Annotated in this window: 15 protein-coding genes; 4 read left to right on the top strand and 11 right to left on the bottom strand. The window is 66.2% G+C overall.

Annotated elements, in window-relative coordinates; genetic code table 11:
• Nucleotides 1-81: 81 nt before the first annotated feature.
• The 5 genes from OJA40_RS01045 to sufB form a co-directional block, all read right to left on the bottom strand.
• Nucleotides 82-507, bottom strand: a complete 426-nt coding sequence (locus tag OJA40_RS01045) for a SufE family protein (protein ID WP_011404135.1) — start codon at nt 505-507, stop codon at nt 82-84.
• A 79-nt stretch (nt 508-586) separates the two neighbouring features.
• Nucleotides 587-1,843 carry a cysteine desulfurase gene (locus tag OJA40_RS01040; protein WP_208427017.1) on the bottom strand — a complete coding sequence of 419 codons (1,257 nt, stop codon included), beginning with the start codon at nt 1,841-1,843 and terminating at the stop codon, nt 587-589.
• Between the two features lie 78 nt (nt 1,844-1,921).
• A complete protein-coding gene (gene sufD, locus OJA40_RS01035) occupies nt 1,922-3,262 on the bottom strand; it encodes a Fe-S cluster assembly protein SufD (protein WP_263809831.1) in 1,341 nt (446 codons plus the stop codon).
• Nucleotides 3,263-3,352: 90 nt separating this feature from the next.
• The gene (sufC, locus tag OJA40_RS01030) at nt 3,353-4,123 is read right to left on the bottom strand and encodes a Fe-S cluster assembly ATPase SufC (RefSeq protein ID WP_263789518.1); all 771 of its coding nucleotides are present in this window, start codon (nt 4,121-4,123) and stop codon (nt 3,353-3,355) included.
• Nucleotides 4,124-4,268: 145 nt separating this feature from the next.
• Nucleotides 4,269-5,732, bottom strand: a complete 1,464-nt coding sequence (sufB, locus tag OJA40_RS01025; RefSeq protein WP_263789519.1) for a Fe-S cluster assembly protein SufB — start codon at nt 5,730-5,732, stop codon at nt 4,269-4,271.
• Nucleotides 5,733-6,067: 335 nt separating this feature from the next.
• Here sufB and OJA40_RS01020 point away from each other — a divergent pair, with 335 nt between their 5' ends.
• Nucleotides 6,068-6,400 carry a HesB/IscA family protein gene (locus OJA40_RS01020; protein WP_011404140.1) on the top strand — a complete coding sequence of 111 codons (333 nt, stop codon included), beginning with the start codon at nt 6,068-6,070 and terminating at the stop codon, nt 6,398-6,400.
• Between the two features lie 134 nt (nt 6,401-6,534).
• Nucleotides 6,535-6,936 carry a hypothetical protein gene (locus OJA40_RS01015; RefSeq protein WP_263789520.1) on the top strand — a complete coding sequence of 134 codons (402 nt, stop codon included), beginning with the start codon at nt 6,535-6,537 and terminating at the stop codon, nt 6,934-6,936.
• A 60-nt stretch (nt 6,937-6,996) separates the two neighbouring features.
• On the opposite strand, the gene OJA40_RS01010 is transcribed toward OJA40_RS01015, so the two are convergent.
• From OJA40_RS01010 to OJA40_RS00990, 5 genes are all read right to left on the bottom strand, one after another.
• Nucleotides 6,997-7,500 carry a DUF192 domain-containing protein gene (locus OJA40_RS01010; RefSeq protein ID WP_263808346.1) on the bottom strand — a complete coding sequence of 168 codons (504 nt, stop codon included), beginning with the start codon at nt 7,498-7,500 and terminating at the stop codon, nt 6,997-6,999.
• A gap of 38 nt (nt 7,501-7,538) precedes the next feature.
• Entirely contained in the window at nt 7,539-8,021 is a 483-nt protein-coding gene (locus OJA40_RS01005; protein WP_263809830.1) for a DUF192 domain-containing protein, read from the bottom strand.
• Between the two features lie 23 nt (nt 8,022-8,044).
• Nucleotides 8,045-8,512, bottom strand: coding sequence for a GNAT family N-acetyltransferase (locus OJA40_RS01000; protein WP_263808344.1), 468 nt, complete (start codon nt 8,510-8,512; stop codon nt 8,045-8,047).
• A 111-nt stretch (nt 8,513-8,623) separates the two neighbouring features.
• Nucleotides 8,624-9,745 (bottom strand): coproporphyrinogen-III oxidase family protein, encoded by a 1,122-nt coding sequence (locus OJA40_RS00995; protein WP_263809829.1) that lies wholly within the window; start codon nt 9,743-9,745, stop codon nt 8,624-8,626.
• 10 nt (nt 9,746-9,755) lie between these two features.
• Nucleotides 9,756-10,766 carry a hypothetical protein gene (locus OJA40_RS00990; protein ID WP_263789525.1) on the bottom strand — a complete coding sequence of 337 codons (1,011 nt, stop codon included), beginning with the start codon at nt 10,764-10,766 and terminating at the stop codon, nt 9,756-9,758.
• Nucleotides 10,767-10,882: 116 nt separating this feature from the next.
• Here OJA40_RS00990 and OJA40_RS00985 point away from each other — a divergent pair, with 116 nt between their 5' ends.
• Together OJA40_RS00985 and OJA40_RS00980 are read left to right on the top strand one after the other, a co-directional pair.
• Nucleotides 10,883-12,058, top strand: coding sequence for a DNA double-strand break repair nuclease NurA (locus tag OJA40_RS00985; protein ID WP_263809828.1), 1,176 nt, complete (start codon nt 10,883-10,885; stop codon nt 12,056-12,058).
• 168 nt (nt 12,059-12,226) lie between these two features.
• Nucleotides 12,227-13,342, top strand: a complete 1,116-nt coding sequence (locus OJA40_RS00980; RefSeq protein ID WP_263789529.1) for a type III polyketide synthase — start codon at nt 12,227-12,229, stop codon at nt 13,340-13,342.
• Between the two features lie 29 nt (nt 13,343-13,371).
• Here the strand turns inward: OJA40_RS00980 and OJA40_RS00975 are convergent, their stop codons facing one another.
• On the bottom strand, nt 13,372-15,894 hold the full coding sequence (locus OJA40_RS00975; RefSeq protein WP_263809827.1) for a lamin tail domain-containing protein: 2,523 nt from the start codon (nt 15,892-15,894) through the stop codon (nt 13,372-13,374).
• Between the last annotated feature and the right edge of the window lie 33 nt (nt 15,895-15,927).

The raw sequence follows: 15,927 nt of genomic DNA, 5'->3' as shown, positions 1-15,927 counted from the left end.
TGTTGGAAAGAGTCGGTGACGTGTCTACGTTCGCAAAGCACAGGACAGAGAGCGAGAACGTGAGCGGCTCCGGTGCCGGAACTACGTCTCACGGGCGCGCTCCTGCACGGTCTCTATCATGGCCTTGAGGCCGTTATTGCGCTGCGAGCTCAAGTGCTCGTGGAGACCAATGTCGTCGAGAAAGTCGAAGTCGGCGTTCGCGACGGCCTCAGGGGGCTGTTCGTCAATCACGCGGATGATGAGCGCGGCCAACCCCTTGGTGATCTTCGCGTTGCTGTCCCCCTGCACGCACAGGGCCCGTTCCTCCTCGTCGAGATCCGTCTCGATCCAGACGTCCGACTGGCAGCCGTGCACGTAGTTCTCGTCGGTCTTTTTTTCCTCTTCGAGCAGCGGAATGTCGTCGCCAAGCTCGATGAGGTACTCGTACCGGCTCATCCAGTCGTCGAAAAGCGAAAACTCGTCGACGATCTGCTGCGCGCGGTCCGAAACTGTGTCGGTAGCGGGCATGAGGGCGAGCAGGGTTGGTGGAAGACGTGCTGCGTCGTGTGTGCGTACGTTGGGTCCGGCAATGGAGTTGCCGGGCGGCCTACCCGAACATGTGGCGCACCTTGTGGAGGCCGTCGACCAGCCGATCCACGTCCTCGTGGGTGTTGTAGGCCGCGAACGAGGCGCGGATGGTGCCGGGGAGGCCGTACCGCTTGAGGAGCGGTTGGGTACAGTGGTGGCCCGTACGGACGGCGACCCCCTCACGGTCGAGGACCGTTCCGGCGTCGTACGGGTGGATGTCGTCGAAGACGAACGAGAGGACGCTCGTCTTGTCGGGCGCAGTGCCTACAATCTGTGTGCCTTCGATGCCGCTCACCTGCTCGGTGGCGTAGCGGAGCACATCGTCCTCGTGGGCCCGCACCGCGTTCCAGTCCAGGTCCATGATGTACTCGACGGCGGTGCCCAGCCCCACTGCGTCGGCGATGTTGGGGGTGCCCGCCTCAAACTTGTGGGGCAGTCCGTCGTAGGTCGACTCCTCAAACGAAACCTGATCGATCATGTCCCCGCCGCCCTGGTAGGGCGGCATCGCGTCGAGGAGCTCCCGCTTCCCGTACAGAACGCCGATGCCCGTGGGGCCGAACACCTTGTGCCCCGAGAACACGAAGAAGTCGGCGTCGAGCGCCTGCACGTCGACCGGCATGTGCGGGGCCGACTGCGCCCCGTCCACGACGACGGGCACCCCGTCGGCGTGGGCCACGTCGATGACGTCCTCCATCGGGTTGATGGTGCCGAGGGTATTGGAGACGTGGCTGATGGCGACGAGCGCCGTGTCGTCGGTGAGCATCTCCGGGAGCAAGTCCATTCGGAGTTCGCCGCGGTCCGTGACGGGCAGCACCTCGATCGAGGCCCCCACCTGCTCGGCCAGCATCTGCCAGGGGACAATGTTGGAGTGGTGCTCCATCTCCGTGAGCAGAATCTCGTCGCCCTCCTCGGCGACCATGCGGCCGAAGGTGGAGGAGACGAGATTGAGCCCCTCCGTCGTGCCCCGCGTGAAGACGATCTGGTCGGGGTCCGGCGCGTTGAGGAAGCGCGCCACCGACGTGCGGGCCGCCTCGTACGACTCGGTGGCGTCCTGGCTGAGCCGATGGACGCCCCGGTGCACGTTGCTGTTCTCCTCGCGGTAGAACGTATCCAGCCGCTCGATGACCGGGGTCGGCTTCTGCGAGGAGGCCGCGTTGTCGAGGTAGGCAAGGGGCGTGTCCTCGTACACGTCCTGCTCAAGCGCGGGGAAATCCGCACGGAGCGCCTCTACGTCGAACGAGGCCGTCTTGGAAGTCGGATGCGTCGTGGCGGGCATGATGGGTTGGGGGAAGGTGTAGGAGTAACGTGTGGGCGTGTGATGAAGGATGCCCTCACACGTTTTCCCTCTGCAGGGCTACTCGAAGTAGCTGCCGAAGCGGCGACGGATCTTGTCCGTGATGTAGTTGCGCAGGCCGTCGATCCTGTATTCGCTCAGCACCTCGTCGGTGAAGGCCTGCAGCATCAAGATGTGGGCCCGGCGCTCGGAGAGGCCGCGCGAACGGAGGTAAAAGACGCCCTCTTCGTCGACCTGGCCGGTGGTCGCGCCGTGGCTGCACACCACATCGTCCGCGTAGATTTCAAGCTCCGGCTTCGTGTAAATGTTCGCGTCGGTGGTCAGGACGATCGTGTCGTTCTGCTGGTAGGCGTCGATGCGCTGCGAGCCGCGGGTTACCAGCACCTTGCCGTTGAAGACGGCGGTGGACTCGTCGTTGAGCACGTGCTTGTACAGCTCGTTGCTGCTGCAGTCCGGCTGCACGTGGTTCATCTGCGTGTGGTTGTCCACGTGCATCTCGTCCTTGCCGATGCAGAGGCCGTAGAGGTTGGATTCGCAGAAGGAGCCGTCGACCTCGATCGTGGCGTTGTTGCGGACCACCTCACCACTGAAGGTGATCGTGTTGGTCGAATACACGCTGTCGTCCTCTTGCTGTCCGGCGCGGGTGTGGACCTGTGAGGCGTTCGCCCCTTCGTCCTGCACAAGGTAGTGCTCCAGGTTGGCCCGTTCGCCGACGAAGGCCTCACTCACCGTGTTGGTGAACGTCTGGGCCTCGGTGACGGAGTGTTGGGCCTCGACGACCTTGGCGACGGCCCCGTCCTCCACTACGAACAGGTGGCGGGGCTGCAAAAAGAGGGGCTCCGAGCCGGCCGTGACGTGGAGGAAGAAGATGGGCTTCTCCACGATCGTGCCGGAGGGAACGTAGATGAACGCCCCATCCTGGACGAACGCGGTGTTGAGGGCCGTGAGCGCCTCGTCTTCGAAGTCGGCGTACTGGCCGTAGTGCTCCTCTACGAGATCGGGGTGCTCCTCGCCGGCCTGGGCGAGACTGCTGAGCACGACGCCCGACGGCAGGTCGCCGATGTCGGAGAGCGACTCGTCGACGTGGCCGTTCACGAGTACGACGCGGTGGGCGTCCATCTCGTCAATCGTAAACGGCGCGATGTCGCTCGGGGCGAGCGACGGGCCCTCCGGCGACAGCGAGAGGGTGTAGGGCCGGTCAATGGTCTTGGAGATGTTCGTGTACTTCCAGGCCTCCAGGTCGTTGGTCGGGATGCCGAGCTGGGCGAAGCGCTCGATGGCGTCTTCGCGCTGCTGGGCGATCGAGGCGTTCGTTCCGTTGAGGGCCTGGCCGTGATTTACCTCGAAGGCCGAGATGAACCGGTCTTCGGGACGAACGTCGGTGTCAAGGGCAGTGGTCATGGTGGAGCGGTCGGTTGGAGAGCAAAATTGGGGAGGGGCAAGTGGCCGGGGAACCCCGAGGGCGTCGCTGCACTCGGGGCGCCGGGGCCGCTACGCGGCAGCGGCAACCTCTTCGCGGATCCACTCGTAGCCGTGCTCCTCCAGCGTCTCGGCGAGGTCTTTGTCGCCGGAGCGTGCAATCTGACCGTCCATCATGACGTGCACGCGGTCGGGCACGATGTACTGCAGGATGCGCTCATAGTGGGTAATCACCAGGAAGCCGCGGTCCCCGTCGCGGAGCTTGTTGACGCCGTTGGCCACGCTTTGAAGCGCGTCAATGTCGAGCCCCGAGTCCGTCTCGTCGAGAATGGCGAGGCGCGGCTCCAGCATCGCGAGCTGGAAGATCTCGTTTCGCTTCTTCTCGCCCCCCGAGAAGCCCTCGTTGACCGAGCGCTTCGTGAGGTCGGCGTCGAGGCCGAGCATGTCGGCCCGCTCGCGCATCTGCTGAAGAAACTCGGTGGAGGAAAGCTCGTCTTCGCCGCGCGCTTCACGGACCGAATTGACGGACTCCTTCAAGAAGTTGGTCATGCTCACGCCGGGGAGCTCCACCGGGTACTGAAAGGCGAGGAAGATGCCCTCCTCGGCCCGCTCTTCGGGCTCCAGCTCCAGAAGGTCGTCGCCGTCGTAGCGAATGCTCCCCTCCAGCACCTCGTACTCCTCGCGCCCGGCGAGAACCGAGGCGAGCGTGCTCTTGCCGGAGCCGTTGGGGCCCATGATGGCGTGCATGTCGCCCGTGTCGAGGGTCAAGTCGACGCCTTTTAGAATGTCAATGTCTTCGTCTTCGACGCTGACGTGCAGGTTTTCAATTTCTAGAAGTGCCATATCGTATCCGTACGTGAGTGGTGTAGTGCGAAACGAGAATCGTTTTCAGGGCGGAGGGCCTCATCCCCGAGGCCGGGGCAGAAGACAAACGGGAGCGTGGACGGAATTGTCCGTCGCACGCCCCCGTGGGCCTCTGCTCAATGTGCTATCCGACGCTGCCTTCCAGTTCAATATCGAGAAGCTCCTTCGCCTCCACGGCGAACTCCATGGGAAGCTCCTGAAGGACCTCCTGACAGAAGCCGTTGACGATCAGCTTCAACGCCTCCTCTTCGCCGAGGCCGCGCTGGTGGCAGTAGAACATCTGGTCCTCCCCGACCTTCGAGGTGGTCGCCTCGTGCTCAATCTGCGCCGAGGGGTTGTTGCTCTCGATGTACGGGTAGGTGTGCGCACCGCAGTCCGGCCCGAGCAGCATCGAGTCGCACTGCGAGAAGTTGCGGGCGTTATCGGCGTTCTTGCTCACCTTCACCTGTCCGCGGTAGCTGTTGTCCGCCACGTCGGCCGAGATGCCCTTCGAGATGATGGTGCTCTTGGTGTCCTTGCCGATGTGCTGCATCTTCGTGCCCGTGTCGGCCTGCTGGTGCCCCTTGGTAAAGGCGACCGAGTAAAATTCGCCGACCGAGTCGTCCCCGGCCAGGATGACGGACGGGTACTTCTGTGTCACGGCCGAACCGGTCTCCAGCTGCGTCCAGCTGATCTTGGAGTTGTCGCCCTTGCAGAGGCCTCGCTTCGTGACCAGGTTGTAGACGCCGCCCTCCCCGGTGTCCGGGTCGCCCGGGTACCAGTTCTGGATCGTGGAGTACTTGATCTCGGCGTCCTCGTGGGCGACGAGTTCGACGACCGCCGCGTGGAGCTGATTCTCCTTGCGCATCGGGGCAGTGCACCCCTCCAGGTAGCTCACGTACGCACCGGGCTCGGCGACAATCAGCGTGCGCTCGAACTGGCCGGTGCCGGCCTCGTTGATGCGGAAGTAGGTGGACAGCTCCATGGGGCAGGTGACGCCCTCCGGGACGTACACGAACGAGCCGTCGCTGAAGACCGCCGAGTTGATCGCGGCGTACAGATTGTCGGTGTACGGAATGACCGTGCCCATGTACTCCCGCACGATCTCGGGGTGCTCCTTCGCGGCCTCGCCGAAGGACTTGAAGATGACGCCCTTCTCCTCCAGCTTCTCCTTAAAGGTGGTGGCTACGGAGACGCTATCCATCACGGCGTCGACGGCCACGCCGGTGAGGGCTTTCTGCTCCTCCAGCGGGATGCCGAGCCGCTCGAACGTCTCCAGGATCTCGTCCGGCACCTCGTCGATGCTATCGTAGCTGGCTGTCTCCTTCGGGGCGGAGAAGTAGCTGATCTCATCGAACTTGGGCGCCTCGTAGTCGAGGTGCGCCCAATCGATGGTTTCGCCGCTGTCGAGACGATCACGGGCGTGGCGGAAGGCCTTCAGCCGCCAGTCCCGAAGCCATTGCGGCTCGTCCTTGCGCTGCGAAATGTAGCGGACGACATCCTCCGTGAAGCCCTCAGGTGCCGTCTCGGCGTCGATGTCGGTGTAGAAGCCGTGCTTGTAATCCTCACTGGCCTTTCCCTCTAGATACTCAGTCTCAGACGTGCTCATAAGCTGTCCCTTGGCGTGTCGTGCATAATCCGATGCGGGTGGTGGCACCGGTCCCTCGGGCGGGGCGCCGGACCCGAGTGTAAACCGATGTTTACGCTGTCATCACCGTGTCAACGTGCGATTACAACAAGGGGGCTGCCGGGTCGTTCCTCCGGGCGTGTAGGCCGTTACATCTTTATGAGAAGTTGGCTCGGCGGGCGTTGGGGGCGGGGACGGGCCGCAGCACGGGCACGATGCGACGGGCGGCCTGGAGGGGAACCGGGGCGAGAGAAACTTTCAATTTGGGCCCGCAGTACGCACGATCCCGCTGTTTTTGGACTCGTTTTGCTCTCAATATGACCATTTCGATTACGGATCGGGCGCTCGATCAGATTGAGTCGGTCGCGTCGAACGAGGAGGTGGATTTGGGCGAGACGCTTCTTCGCGTGGCGGTCGTGCCGGGCGGCTGTTCCGGGCTAACGTACGACCTCGGGTGGGAGACGACCGTGAAAGACGACGACGAGGTGGAAGAGCACGACGGGGTGCCGGTGGTCTTCGACAAAAAAACCCGGCTCTATCTTGACGGGTCGGAGCTCGACTTTACGCATGGACTGAACGGGGATGGCTTCCACTTCTCCAACCCTCAGGCCTCCCGGGAGTGCGCGTGTGGCGAGTCCTTCGGGGTGTAGCGGGAACGGCCGGACTGTAGCTGAACGAGTCGGGGTGGTTGTACGGCGTAGCGCACGTGTACGTGCAGTGTGCGGATGTGCGGAGAATCCGCGCCCAACGCCCGTGTCTTCGAGTCGAAGGTGCCCTGATTGATATGCGACGCGTTCCTGTTTTCTGCGTGGTGGTGTGTGCATGTCTCCTAGCGCTGAGCTGTTCGGTCACTGGGACTGACGGGTCGGCACAAGGCCCCGAGTGGGTAGACTTCTCCCGGTTTACGCCGGACACCACGGCCCTACGCGGGGAATGGGCGTGGAGGCGCACGGTCTGCTGTTACGGGGACCGTAGCGTATCGACCCCGAGTTCGACGGGGGAGACCGAGACGGTCATCTTCACGGCCCGCGACACCGTAGAGGTGTACCGCAATGGGAGGCTCAAGCGGGAGGCGACCTACGGCGAGTACCTGAACGGTGCGCAGTGGGGCGTCAGGGCAGACACCTTCGCGATCAGCCGCGTGTACCGGGACGGGGCCGAATCGCTGTACGTGCGTCCGGATTGATTCACCACGTCCAGAAGGCCTGTGACGCTCTCACCGATCCGGGCAGCACGTCGTCCGGCCCTACTCCACTCGTCGCCACCGAATTCGGTCCCCTTCCAACAGGCCGTGGGAGTCGGCAAACCCGGCCGGAACCTCCACGACGTACTGGGCCGGGGCGTCGGACCCGTAGCGCTCGTTGGAGAACGGCGTGGTGTATTTGGCGATGCTGACGATCTGCGAGTCCGCGTCGGCGAAGACAATGTCGAGCGCGACGGGCGTGTTCGCCATCCAGAAGCTTTGGGGCTGCTCCTCGTCGAAGGGGAAGAGCATCCCACTCCGGTCGTTGGGAAAGCCCGTGCGCTGCATCATGCCCCGCTCCCGCGCCGAGTCCGTGTCGGCAATCTCGAGGTCGATCGTCACCGTCGAGTCCCCGTCCTGCAGAAAAGTGAGACGACCTTCTTTCGTGAAGGGGATGGTGTCGGTCGTGTCGCTCGCCGCCGAGCCGGCATCGTCGGGGCTCTGGCAGGCGAGCCCAACCAGGAGTAGGGGGAGAACCAGAAGGGTGCATCCGAGTGCGCGGGTCATGGAGGCGGGAAGTAGCGCGTGGGACGAGAACTGAACGGTCATTCGGATCGGGTCCACCGGACGCGGGTGCTGTCGGTGAGGTCGAAGCGGTCGGCAAAGCCGGCGCGGACCTCCACCACGAAGTTCCGAGGGGCGGCCGGCTCGATGGATTTCTCCGAGAAGGGCGTGGTGCGGCGGGCGATGTTGATGACCTGCGAGTCGGGGGCCACGAAGACGATGTCGAGGGGAAGGGGGGTGTTCTTCATCCACATTCCCCCCTCGTCCACCGAGTCGAAGATGAACAGCATGCCCCGGTCGTACCCGAGCGAGCGCTGTCGCATCAGCCCGCGCCTGCGTTCGGCGTCGGTGTCGGCAATGTCCACGTCGATGGTCCGAAGGGTGTCGCCGCCGGGGGTGAGAAAGGCCAGGGCCCCCTCCACCTCGAACCCCTCTTCCGTGGAGGGGGTGGCACTGTCGCTCGCACAACCGGCGAGAACAAATGGACCGAGGGCGAGGAGAACGAAGAGGGGCGCGGGTCGCATGTCCAGAAGCGGCAAAATGGGAATCAGAGGGCGCGTTCCATGTAGACGGCATTCGGGAGCGGGTTGTGATAGTACGCGTCTCGTTCCTCGAACGCAAGGGACCGGTAGAGGCGCCGTGCGGCGGTCATTGAGGCCACCGTGTCGAGTCGCATCGCGTCGTAGCCCAGTGTCCGGGCCTTTTCAATGACTGCCGACGCCAGCGCCCGCCCGAGTCCCCGCCCCCGGTGTGCCGGCGTCACGTACAGGCGTTTCATCTCGCAGACGTCCTCCTCACCCAGCGGCCGGACGGCCACAACCCCCACGGGCTCCCCGCCCCCGTCCGCCAGCAGAATGGCGCCGTCCGGCGGGGCGTACGGCCCGGGAAGGGCCTTCATCTCCGCCTCAAAATCCTGAAAGTCGAGGGCGAAGTCCAGCCCGTCGACGTATGCCCGAAACAAGCGACGGGCGGCGTCCAGATCGGCGTCCGTCCTCGCGGGGCGAACTTCGGGCATTGGGACGACTGAAAGGGGAATTCTTGAAAGGGGAATTCTACAATTGTGCGACGGCGTTACAGGGGGGCGTCCTTGGGGCATCCTTGGCCTGTCGGCCGTGTGTATGTCACACTACGCCCGCCCCAGGTCGCGAAGCAGCCGGCGCGTGATGGCGTCGGTGAGAAGGCGGCCGCGGTCCGTCAGGGCCACGCGGTCCGGATCCTCGTGGATGAGCCCGCGTCGCCGGAGGCGGCGAAGCGCATCGGCCTTCCGGTCCCGGAGCCGAAGGTCGTACCGGTCGGCCAGGACGTCCAGGTCCAGCCCCGCCTGGGTGCGGAGACGGAGGAGCATGTACTCGCGGGCGAGGGCCGATGCCGACGGCGTCTCGTCAGGGGCCACAGGGAGGGCGTCGGCCTGAAGTCCCTCCACGTACGCCGTCAGGTCCGCGACGTTCGACCACCGCCGTGCTGACGGAGACGGGGGGAGATCGGGCGCCCAGAAGCTCTCCGCGCCGGGGCCGAGCCCCAGGATGGACCCGTGGGCGTAGACGTGCTCCTGATGGAGGGACCGGTGACCCGGCCGGGCGAAGTGGGTCAGTTCGTACGGGACGTAGCCCTTGGCCCGGAGAAAGGTAAGGGCGAAGGCCAACTGGTCGGCGCGCTTCTCCGCGTTGCCCGTGTCCAGCTCATGGAGCGTGAGGTGCGGGACCCCCAGCGAGACGGCCCGGTGCAGGCTTGCCTTCCAGCCGGCTCGGGACTGGCCCGCGCCGCCAAATACGAGATCCACGGAAAACTGCGGGAATCCGGCCCGACGCACCTGCCGAATGCTGCGGACGAGGTCGTCCGGGCCATGCGGGGCCCCAACGGCGGTCAAGTCCTTCTCGACGAACGACAGCCCTTCGATGCTCAGCCGCGTAACGCCCAGGCGGCGAAGGTGAGACAGATACCCCGGGGAGGCGTCGGCCGGGTGCAGCTCCACGGTCACCTCGTCGAGCGTTGTCGGCTCCACGACTCGACCGAGTGCACGAACAAGGGGGCGTAGGGCCCCGAGGGGGCAGAGCGAGGGGCGGCCCCCGCCCACGTAAAGACTCCGGATCGGCACGTCTTCCAGGACCGGGTTGGCGCGCCGGTCGATCTCGCGGGCGAGCGCAGCTGCCAGGACAGAAGCGTCGGGTGTCGGGTTGACGACGGTGTACGCGTCGTCGTAGGGCCGGGGGGCTGCCCGGAACGGCACGTGAACGTAGAGGCCAGCCACGGCGGACGGGTCATTCGGGGGAGTTGGCGAGCGGCTCCACGTCTTTCCAGCGTCGGATTTGCACGTGGTCCTTGATGACGTCCAGGGACTGAAGCACGACGGACTGGGCGAGTTGGTTCAGGCGGCGGTCGTACTTCGGGCTCATCAGCGCGTCCGCCGAGATGGAGGTGACCTGCGTGATGGCCTGGTCGTTGTCGAACGAGCACACGTCGGTCACCATCCGGTCCACCACGTTGAACACGATGTCGCTAATGGCATTTTCGAGGAGGGAGGCCACAGGCCGCCCGACCCCGGGCAGGGCGGCGAGGGTGCCAATCTCGCGGTTCCGTTGCACGGCATCCTCGATGACGCCGTCGAGGTACTCGTGAAAGTCGTCCTGTTGGTGGTCGTAGGCGACCGCCGTGGCCTCCTGCAGGCGGTGGGTCACCGCCTCGATCAGGGCCTCCCGCTGGGGGGCAATCACCTCGCGCCCGATGCGGGTGGTCACCTCCTGGCTCGTCCGGATTTCCTCCTGTAGGCCCTCGATAATGCGGACCGTCACGCGGTCGCTAATTTCTTCCAGGACGATGTCGCGGTACTTCTCGAACGTCCGGTAGAGATAGGTCTCCCGAAGGTCGACCAGGCCGGTCCGCTGCAGCTTCGGAATCATAGCGACGAGCCGCAGCAGCCGCAGCGAACGGAGCGACCCGACCGGAATGCAGCCGAGCACGTCGTACCAGTGCACGAACGGGTAAAAGAACCAGCGGTGATAGCGCTGCCGATAGACGGCGAGGCCCCAGCGCACGAGAATCTCGACCACGAAGATCGAGACGAACGCGAGGTCGTAAAGCAGAAAGTGCTGGTGGATCGTCTGGTCGTACCAGGTGTATAGCGCCGGGACGTAGTTTTCCATTTGCGTCTGGACGATCGGGCTGGCGAAGCCCCAGTCCACAATGAGGAGGGCGAGGTTGGCGACGATGAGGGCCATCATCACCACGTCCACGATGAGGCCCAGCGTTTCGCGCGCGGTTCGATCGGCCATGGTGGTGGAAGAGGGTTGCATCGAAAAACTGACGTCGAGCGCCCCGCAGGAGGCGTCCGCAATATCCGGCACGTCCGGGAGAATCTCGAAGTGTCCGTACTGGATCCCCCACCGACATGCTTGATCTTCGACAGCTCCGCGACCAGCTCGACGATTTTGCGCAGCACCAGACCGACCGGACGAGCCGGCGGGCGGCGCAACGGGACCGGGCCGAGGCCCTGCTCCGGGCCTGCCACGACCACTGGCGGGCGGTGCGGGAGGCGGTGGCCACGGCACAGCCCCGTCGTCTCGTGGCCCAGATGCGAGAGCCGCCCGCCGCCGTGCACGCGCCTTCAGAGCGCCCGTCGCCCATCACGGTCGTAGCGACCGACGGGTCGCAAATCTATCCGGACCGTCACGTGGAGCCGCCCTTCTTCCTGTTAAATGTGAGTCAGGTCGCGTTCCAGTACGGCACGACCGAAGACGCGCACCTCGACGCGGTTCCGCGTCTGCAGTTTCGGGAGGGGGTGGATGGCCGCTTCGAGGCGCGCATCGAGACGATCACCACCGAATTGGTCTCGGCGCTCCGCGACGAGCTGGAACTGGGGGCCCTTCTCGACGCCGCAACCACGGCCCGCGTGAAAGGCCGCCCCCTCGTGGCCCTGGCCGACGGCACCCTCATTCGGTGGATGGTTCGGGGCATGGACCACGACGCCCTCGAAGACGAGCTCATCGCCCGGTATACGGAGCACCTGGAGGGCTTCCGGGACGCGGGCCTCGCCCTGGCGTCCTACGTGAGCATGCCGGCGAGCACCGAGGTCGTGAACCTGCTCCGGTTCGTAGGGGGCGACCTGGAGCCCGAGCCGCCGGTGGAGACGGACGTCTCGCCCGAGCCCCGCCTGGACGGCGTGCTCGACCGCCATGTCCTGGACATGGTGCTCGATTCCGGGGAGCGGTCGGCCGTCTTCGGGTCGGCCTCGCACATTCAGGGCGAATACCCGACCGGGACGGACATCTCGTTTTTCTACGTGAATGTGCCGGGGCCGAGCGGGGGCGAGATCGGGCGCGTGGAGGTGCCGCGTTGGGTGGCCGAGAAGCCGACGCTCCTGGCACACGTGCACGCCACGGTCCTCCAAGAGTGCGAGAAAGGCGAGGGGTATCCGCTCGCGCTGTCGGAGGCGCACGAGCAGGCGGTGGTGCGGGCGTCGGAGCGTGAGGCGTTTTTTCGCCTCGTGGAGCGGCGTCTGCGACGGGCCGGACTGGGGCCAATCGGGTCGCGGAAGCGACGTTCGAAGCAGCGGCCCCGAGTGTGACCCCTCGTCGCACATGCTCCGGTGCTGGTTCAGACGTCCGGCCGTCGCCTTGGCCCTCCGCAAGGGGCAGGGGGCAGTCGTGCCGGAACGTGCCCAACTCCCGTGCGAGTTGCGCGTTTGGCGAAAGCGCACAGGCCTCCTTCTTCCCTCCAAAGCGCCAGGTTCCGCATGCACACCGTCGTCGAGTCGATTGCCACGGGCAACCCTTCCTTCCGCAAGCCCCAACCGGAAACGGCCGAGTTTATGCAGCAGATCGAGCGCCTGCCGGAGGCCCTGCGGGCGCGTCTGCCGTCGCTCTACAAGCAATCGGCGATCGACTACCGGTACTCGTGCGTGGACGACTACGGGGAAGACGACCCAGAGGCCTTTACCTTCTTTCCGGAGAACTGGTCGCTCGATCCGGCCCCGTCCACACGGGAGCGGAACGAGAAGTACAAGGAGGCCGCCATTCCGCTGGCGGAAGACGTTGCCGGTCGGGCCCTCGACGGGGCCGACACGGAGGCGAACGAGATCACGCACGTGGTGGCCGTCAGCTGCACCGGCTTCTTCGCCCCGGGGCTCGACATTGAACTCGTCAAGCGGCTCGACCTGCCCGCCGACACGGAGCGCACCTTCATCGGATTCATGGGGTGCTACGCGGCGTTCAATGCCCTTCGGGTCGCCCACAGCTTCTGCCAGAGCCAGCCGGACGCCCGGGTGCTGGTGGTGTGCACGGAGCTCTGTACCCTCCACTTCCAAATCGACGACACCCTGGAAAGCGTAGTCGTCAACTCGCTTTTCTCCGACGGCGCGGCGGCCACGGTCCTCTCGGCGCGGTCGGACCGTGAGGCGCGCGGCCGGATGACGTACGTCGACGGCCGGAGCCGCCTCGACGACGACTCGATGGAAGACATGACCTGGGCAATCGGCAACACGGGGTTCCTGATGGGGCTCTCCTCGCGGGTGCCGGATGTGATTGCCGACCACCTGCCGGGCTACGTCGATGGGCTCCTCGGGGCGAACGACCGGACCCCCGACGAGATGGACTTCTGGGCCGTCCATCCGGGCGGGCGGGCCGTGGTGGAGCGGGCCCAGGACGTGCTCGGCCTTGCGCCCCGCGACGTGCAGCCGAGCCTGGAGGTGCTGCGGCGCTACGGCAACATGAGCTCGCCGACCGTTTTGTTTGTCCTGAAGCGCATCTTTGAGCAGGCGGCGCGCGGCGACGGCGCCCCACCGGAGCGGGGGGTGGCCATGGCCTTCGGGCCCGGCCTTACGATCGAGGGGGCGCTCTTTGAGCGGGCGTAGCGCCCTCGGGGAAAGGGCCCCGCGGTGAATCAGTTCAGGGGACGGGCCACCACGACCGTTTCCTTGAGTTCGGTGGTGGTGCCGCCGTCGGCCTGCACGGCCTCGAGCAGCACCACGTAGGGACCGATGCGAACCCGATCGCCCGCGCCGTTGCGGCCGTTCCAGACCAGCTCGCCGCTCCGGCCGGCGAGGCGGGCCTCTTCGAGGGTGCGCACGCGGCGGCCCCGGGCATCGTAGATGCGCACGCGGATGAGGCTCGGGCGGGCCGACAGGGTGTACTGGATGCGCGTCGCCCCGTCCTGCTTGATCGAGAACGGGCTGGGACGGACGGCAAGGCCCGGGGCGTTCGGCGCGTCGTCCGGCGGGGCCAGCGACGCGTCGTTTGGGGCGCCGGGCGTGCCGCCTGCGGACGCCGTGCTGCTCGTCCAGTTGTCGGCGGCCTCAGCCCCGGCGGTCGCGCTAATCCGTTCGAGCGCGGTGCCCTTCGGGTCGGCGAGGCCCGAGGTGTGCCAGTCTGGGGAGTACGCCACGTCCGCGACGACCGCCGTGTCGCGACGGTGCACCCGAACTCGGTCCCCGCTGTTGCGGAGGCCGAGGGTGGAGGCCTGTACGGGGAGGTAAGCCACGGAGTCGGAATCCAGGGGCGCACCGGGAAACGCGGCGGCGAGCTGGGACGACTGGGGCGTGAAGGCCCCTCTCGGAGCGGCGGCCACCACGGCAAACCCGCCGGGGGCAAGGCCCCGACGCCGCCCGACCCGGAGTGTGTCTGCCGTGCCCGTTTCGGTGGGGCGGTCGGTCAACGTGAGTCCGGTGAGCGTCAAGGTGTGGTCGGTCAGGTTGCGAAGCTCCACGTACTCCACCTGGTTGGGCCGGTCGTCGAAGTCATCGGCCCGCGGGTCGAACAGAAGTTCGTTCAGAACCAGGGTGCCAGGAGTGGGGCGCCGGGCGAACGGCACAGAGGCCCGATCCAGGCGGTTGCCCACGCGGTCCCGGACGTCGGCGACGAGCACGGCCTCGCCGGTCGGGCGATCCGAGAGGGACAGGCGCACGATGCTGTCGGCCTGGACCTGCGTCTGCGTGACCGCCACGTCTTCAAACTGAAAGCGCGCCGGGCGGACGCTCTCGCCGCGGATTGGCTCGTTGAAGATAACCGCGGCAGTCAGGGAGTCCACCTGCTCGGCGAAGGTGGGGCGTGGCGGCGCGGTGTCGGGGGCGAAGCGGCTGTTTTGAGCGCCGGGCGTCGCCCCCTCCGGGGCCGTCGACGACGCGAAGTTTGAGGCCTCGACGGAGGGCCCGCGCGGGTCGATCCGTTCCAGCGACCGGCCGTCGCTGCCCCCCCAGGAGGCGGAAAACGGCACCGCATCCAACGGGGTCCCGGACGGCGCGTGCCGCAGGACGACCGTGTCGCCGCCGTTATTGAGGGCGTCCCAGCCCCTCGGGGCCACAAATTCCACGGACGGATACGTTTCCGCAAATGCCTCCTCGTCGCGCACCAGTACGGCGTACTGGCCGGGACGGAAGGGCGTGAGCGGAGGGGCGGCCGGCGCGAAGTTGCGGGCGTCGTCGGCGTATTGGAGTGCGCCCAGGTCGAGGGTTTTGTCCGACCGGTTGTACACCTCGATAAACTCGTTTGGGGCCACGGAGGGGGCGTACATGATTTCGGACACGACCACGTCGGCGGGGGCGGGCGTGTCGGCGACAACGTAGGACAACGGGGCGCTGTCTTCGTCTCGTACATTCCCTCGACGGTCGGACACCCCCGTGGCGACGAGGCGGTACTCGCCGGTGGAGAGCGGGCTTCCCAGTGCACAACGGACCTGTGCTGGGCGGCCGTCGTCGATCTGAGCCGTCACGATGGCGGGGGCGTCGGCCGAGTCCAACCGGAACGCCTCGGGAGAGATGCTGGCGGGGGCGACCGGCTCCGAAAAGACAACCGTTATCGAGTCGCCGTTCTGCGACGGGACGGCGCGGGCGAGGGAGGGAGGCGTCTCGTCCGGGGCGTAGACGCTGTTTTGTGTGCCGGGGGTGGCCCCGGACGCCGCCTCCGAGGACGCAAAGTTCGCGTCGGTGTCGGACGGCCCGCCCGGGTCGATCCGTTCCAGAGAGCGGCCGTCCCCCCCGCCCCACGAAGGATCGTACGGCACCGAGTCGAGGGGCGTATCGGAGGGGACGTGACGGAGGTAGATCGCATCCCCGCCGTTGTTGAGCACCGGCCAGTCGTCCGGCGTCAAGAACGTTGCGCCCGGGAACGCGGCGGTGAAGGCCTTCGGATCGCGTACCAGGACAACGTGAGTGGCATCACGCACCGTTGTGTCGGTCCTCGCCACCGGTTCGTACGATCGGTTGGCGTCCGCGAACGCAAGCTCGTCGAGCGCGATAGGCCCCCCGGAGCGGTTGTAGAGCTCGATGAATTCATTTGTCGAGGGCGACGGGGCGTAGAGGACCTCGTTGATGACCACGGCTCCGGGGTCCGGTTGTGCCGTGCCGGGGCGGGGAGAGAGGGCCCCCCCAAGCCCCAAGAGGAGAATGCTGCCCCACAGAAGTGAACGCATGGATCCGTGAGGGTCCGAGCAAGAGACGAAGGC

Origin of the sequence: Salinibacter pepae (assembly GCF_947077775.1) — a bacterium.
GTDB lineage: Bacteria > Bacteroidota > Rhodothermia > Rhodothermales > Salinibacteraceae > Salinibacter > Salinibacter pepae.
This window is presented reverse-complemented; position numbering and strand designations above follow the sequence as displayed.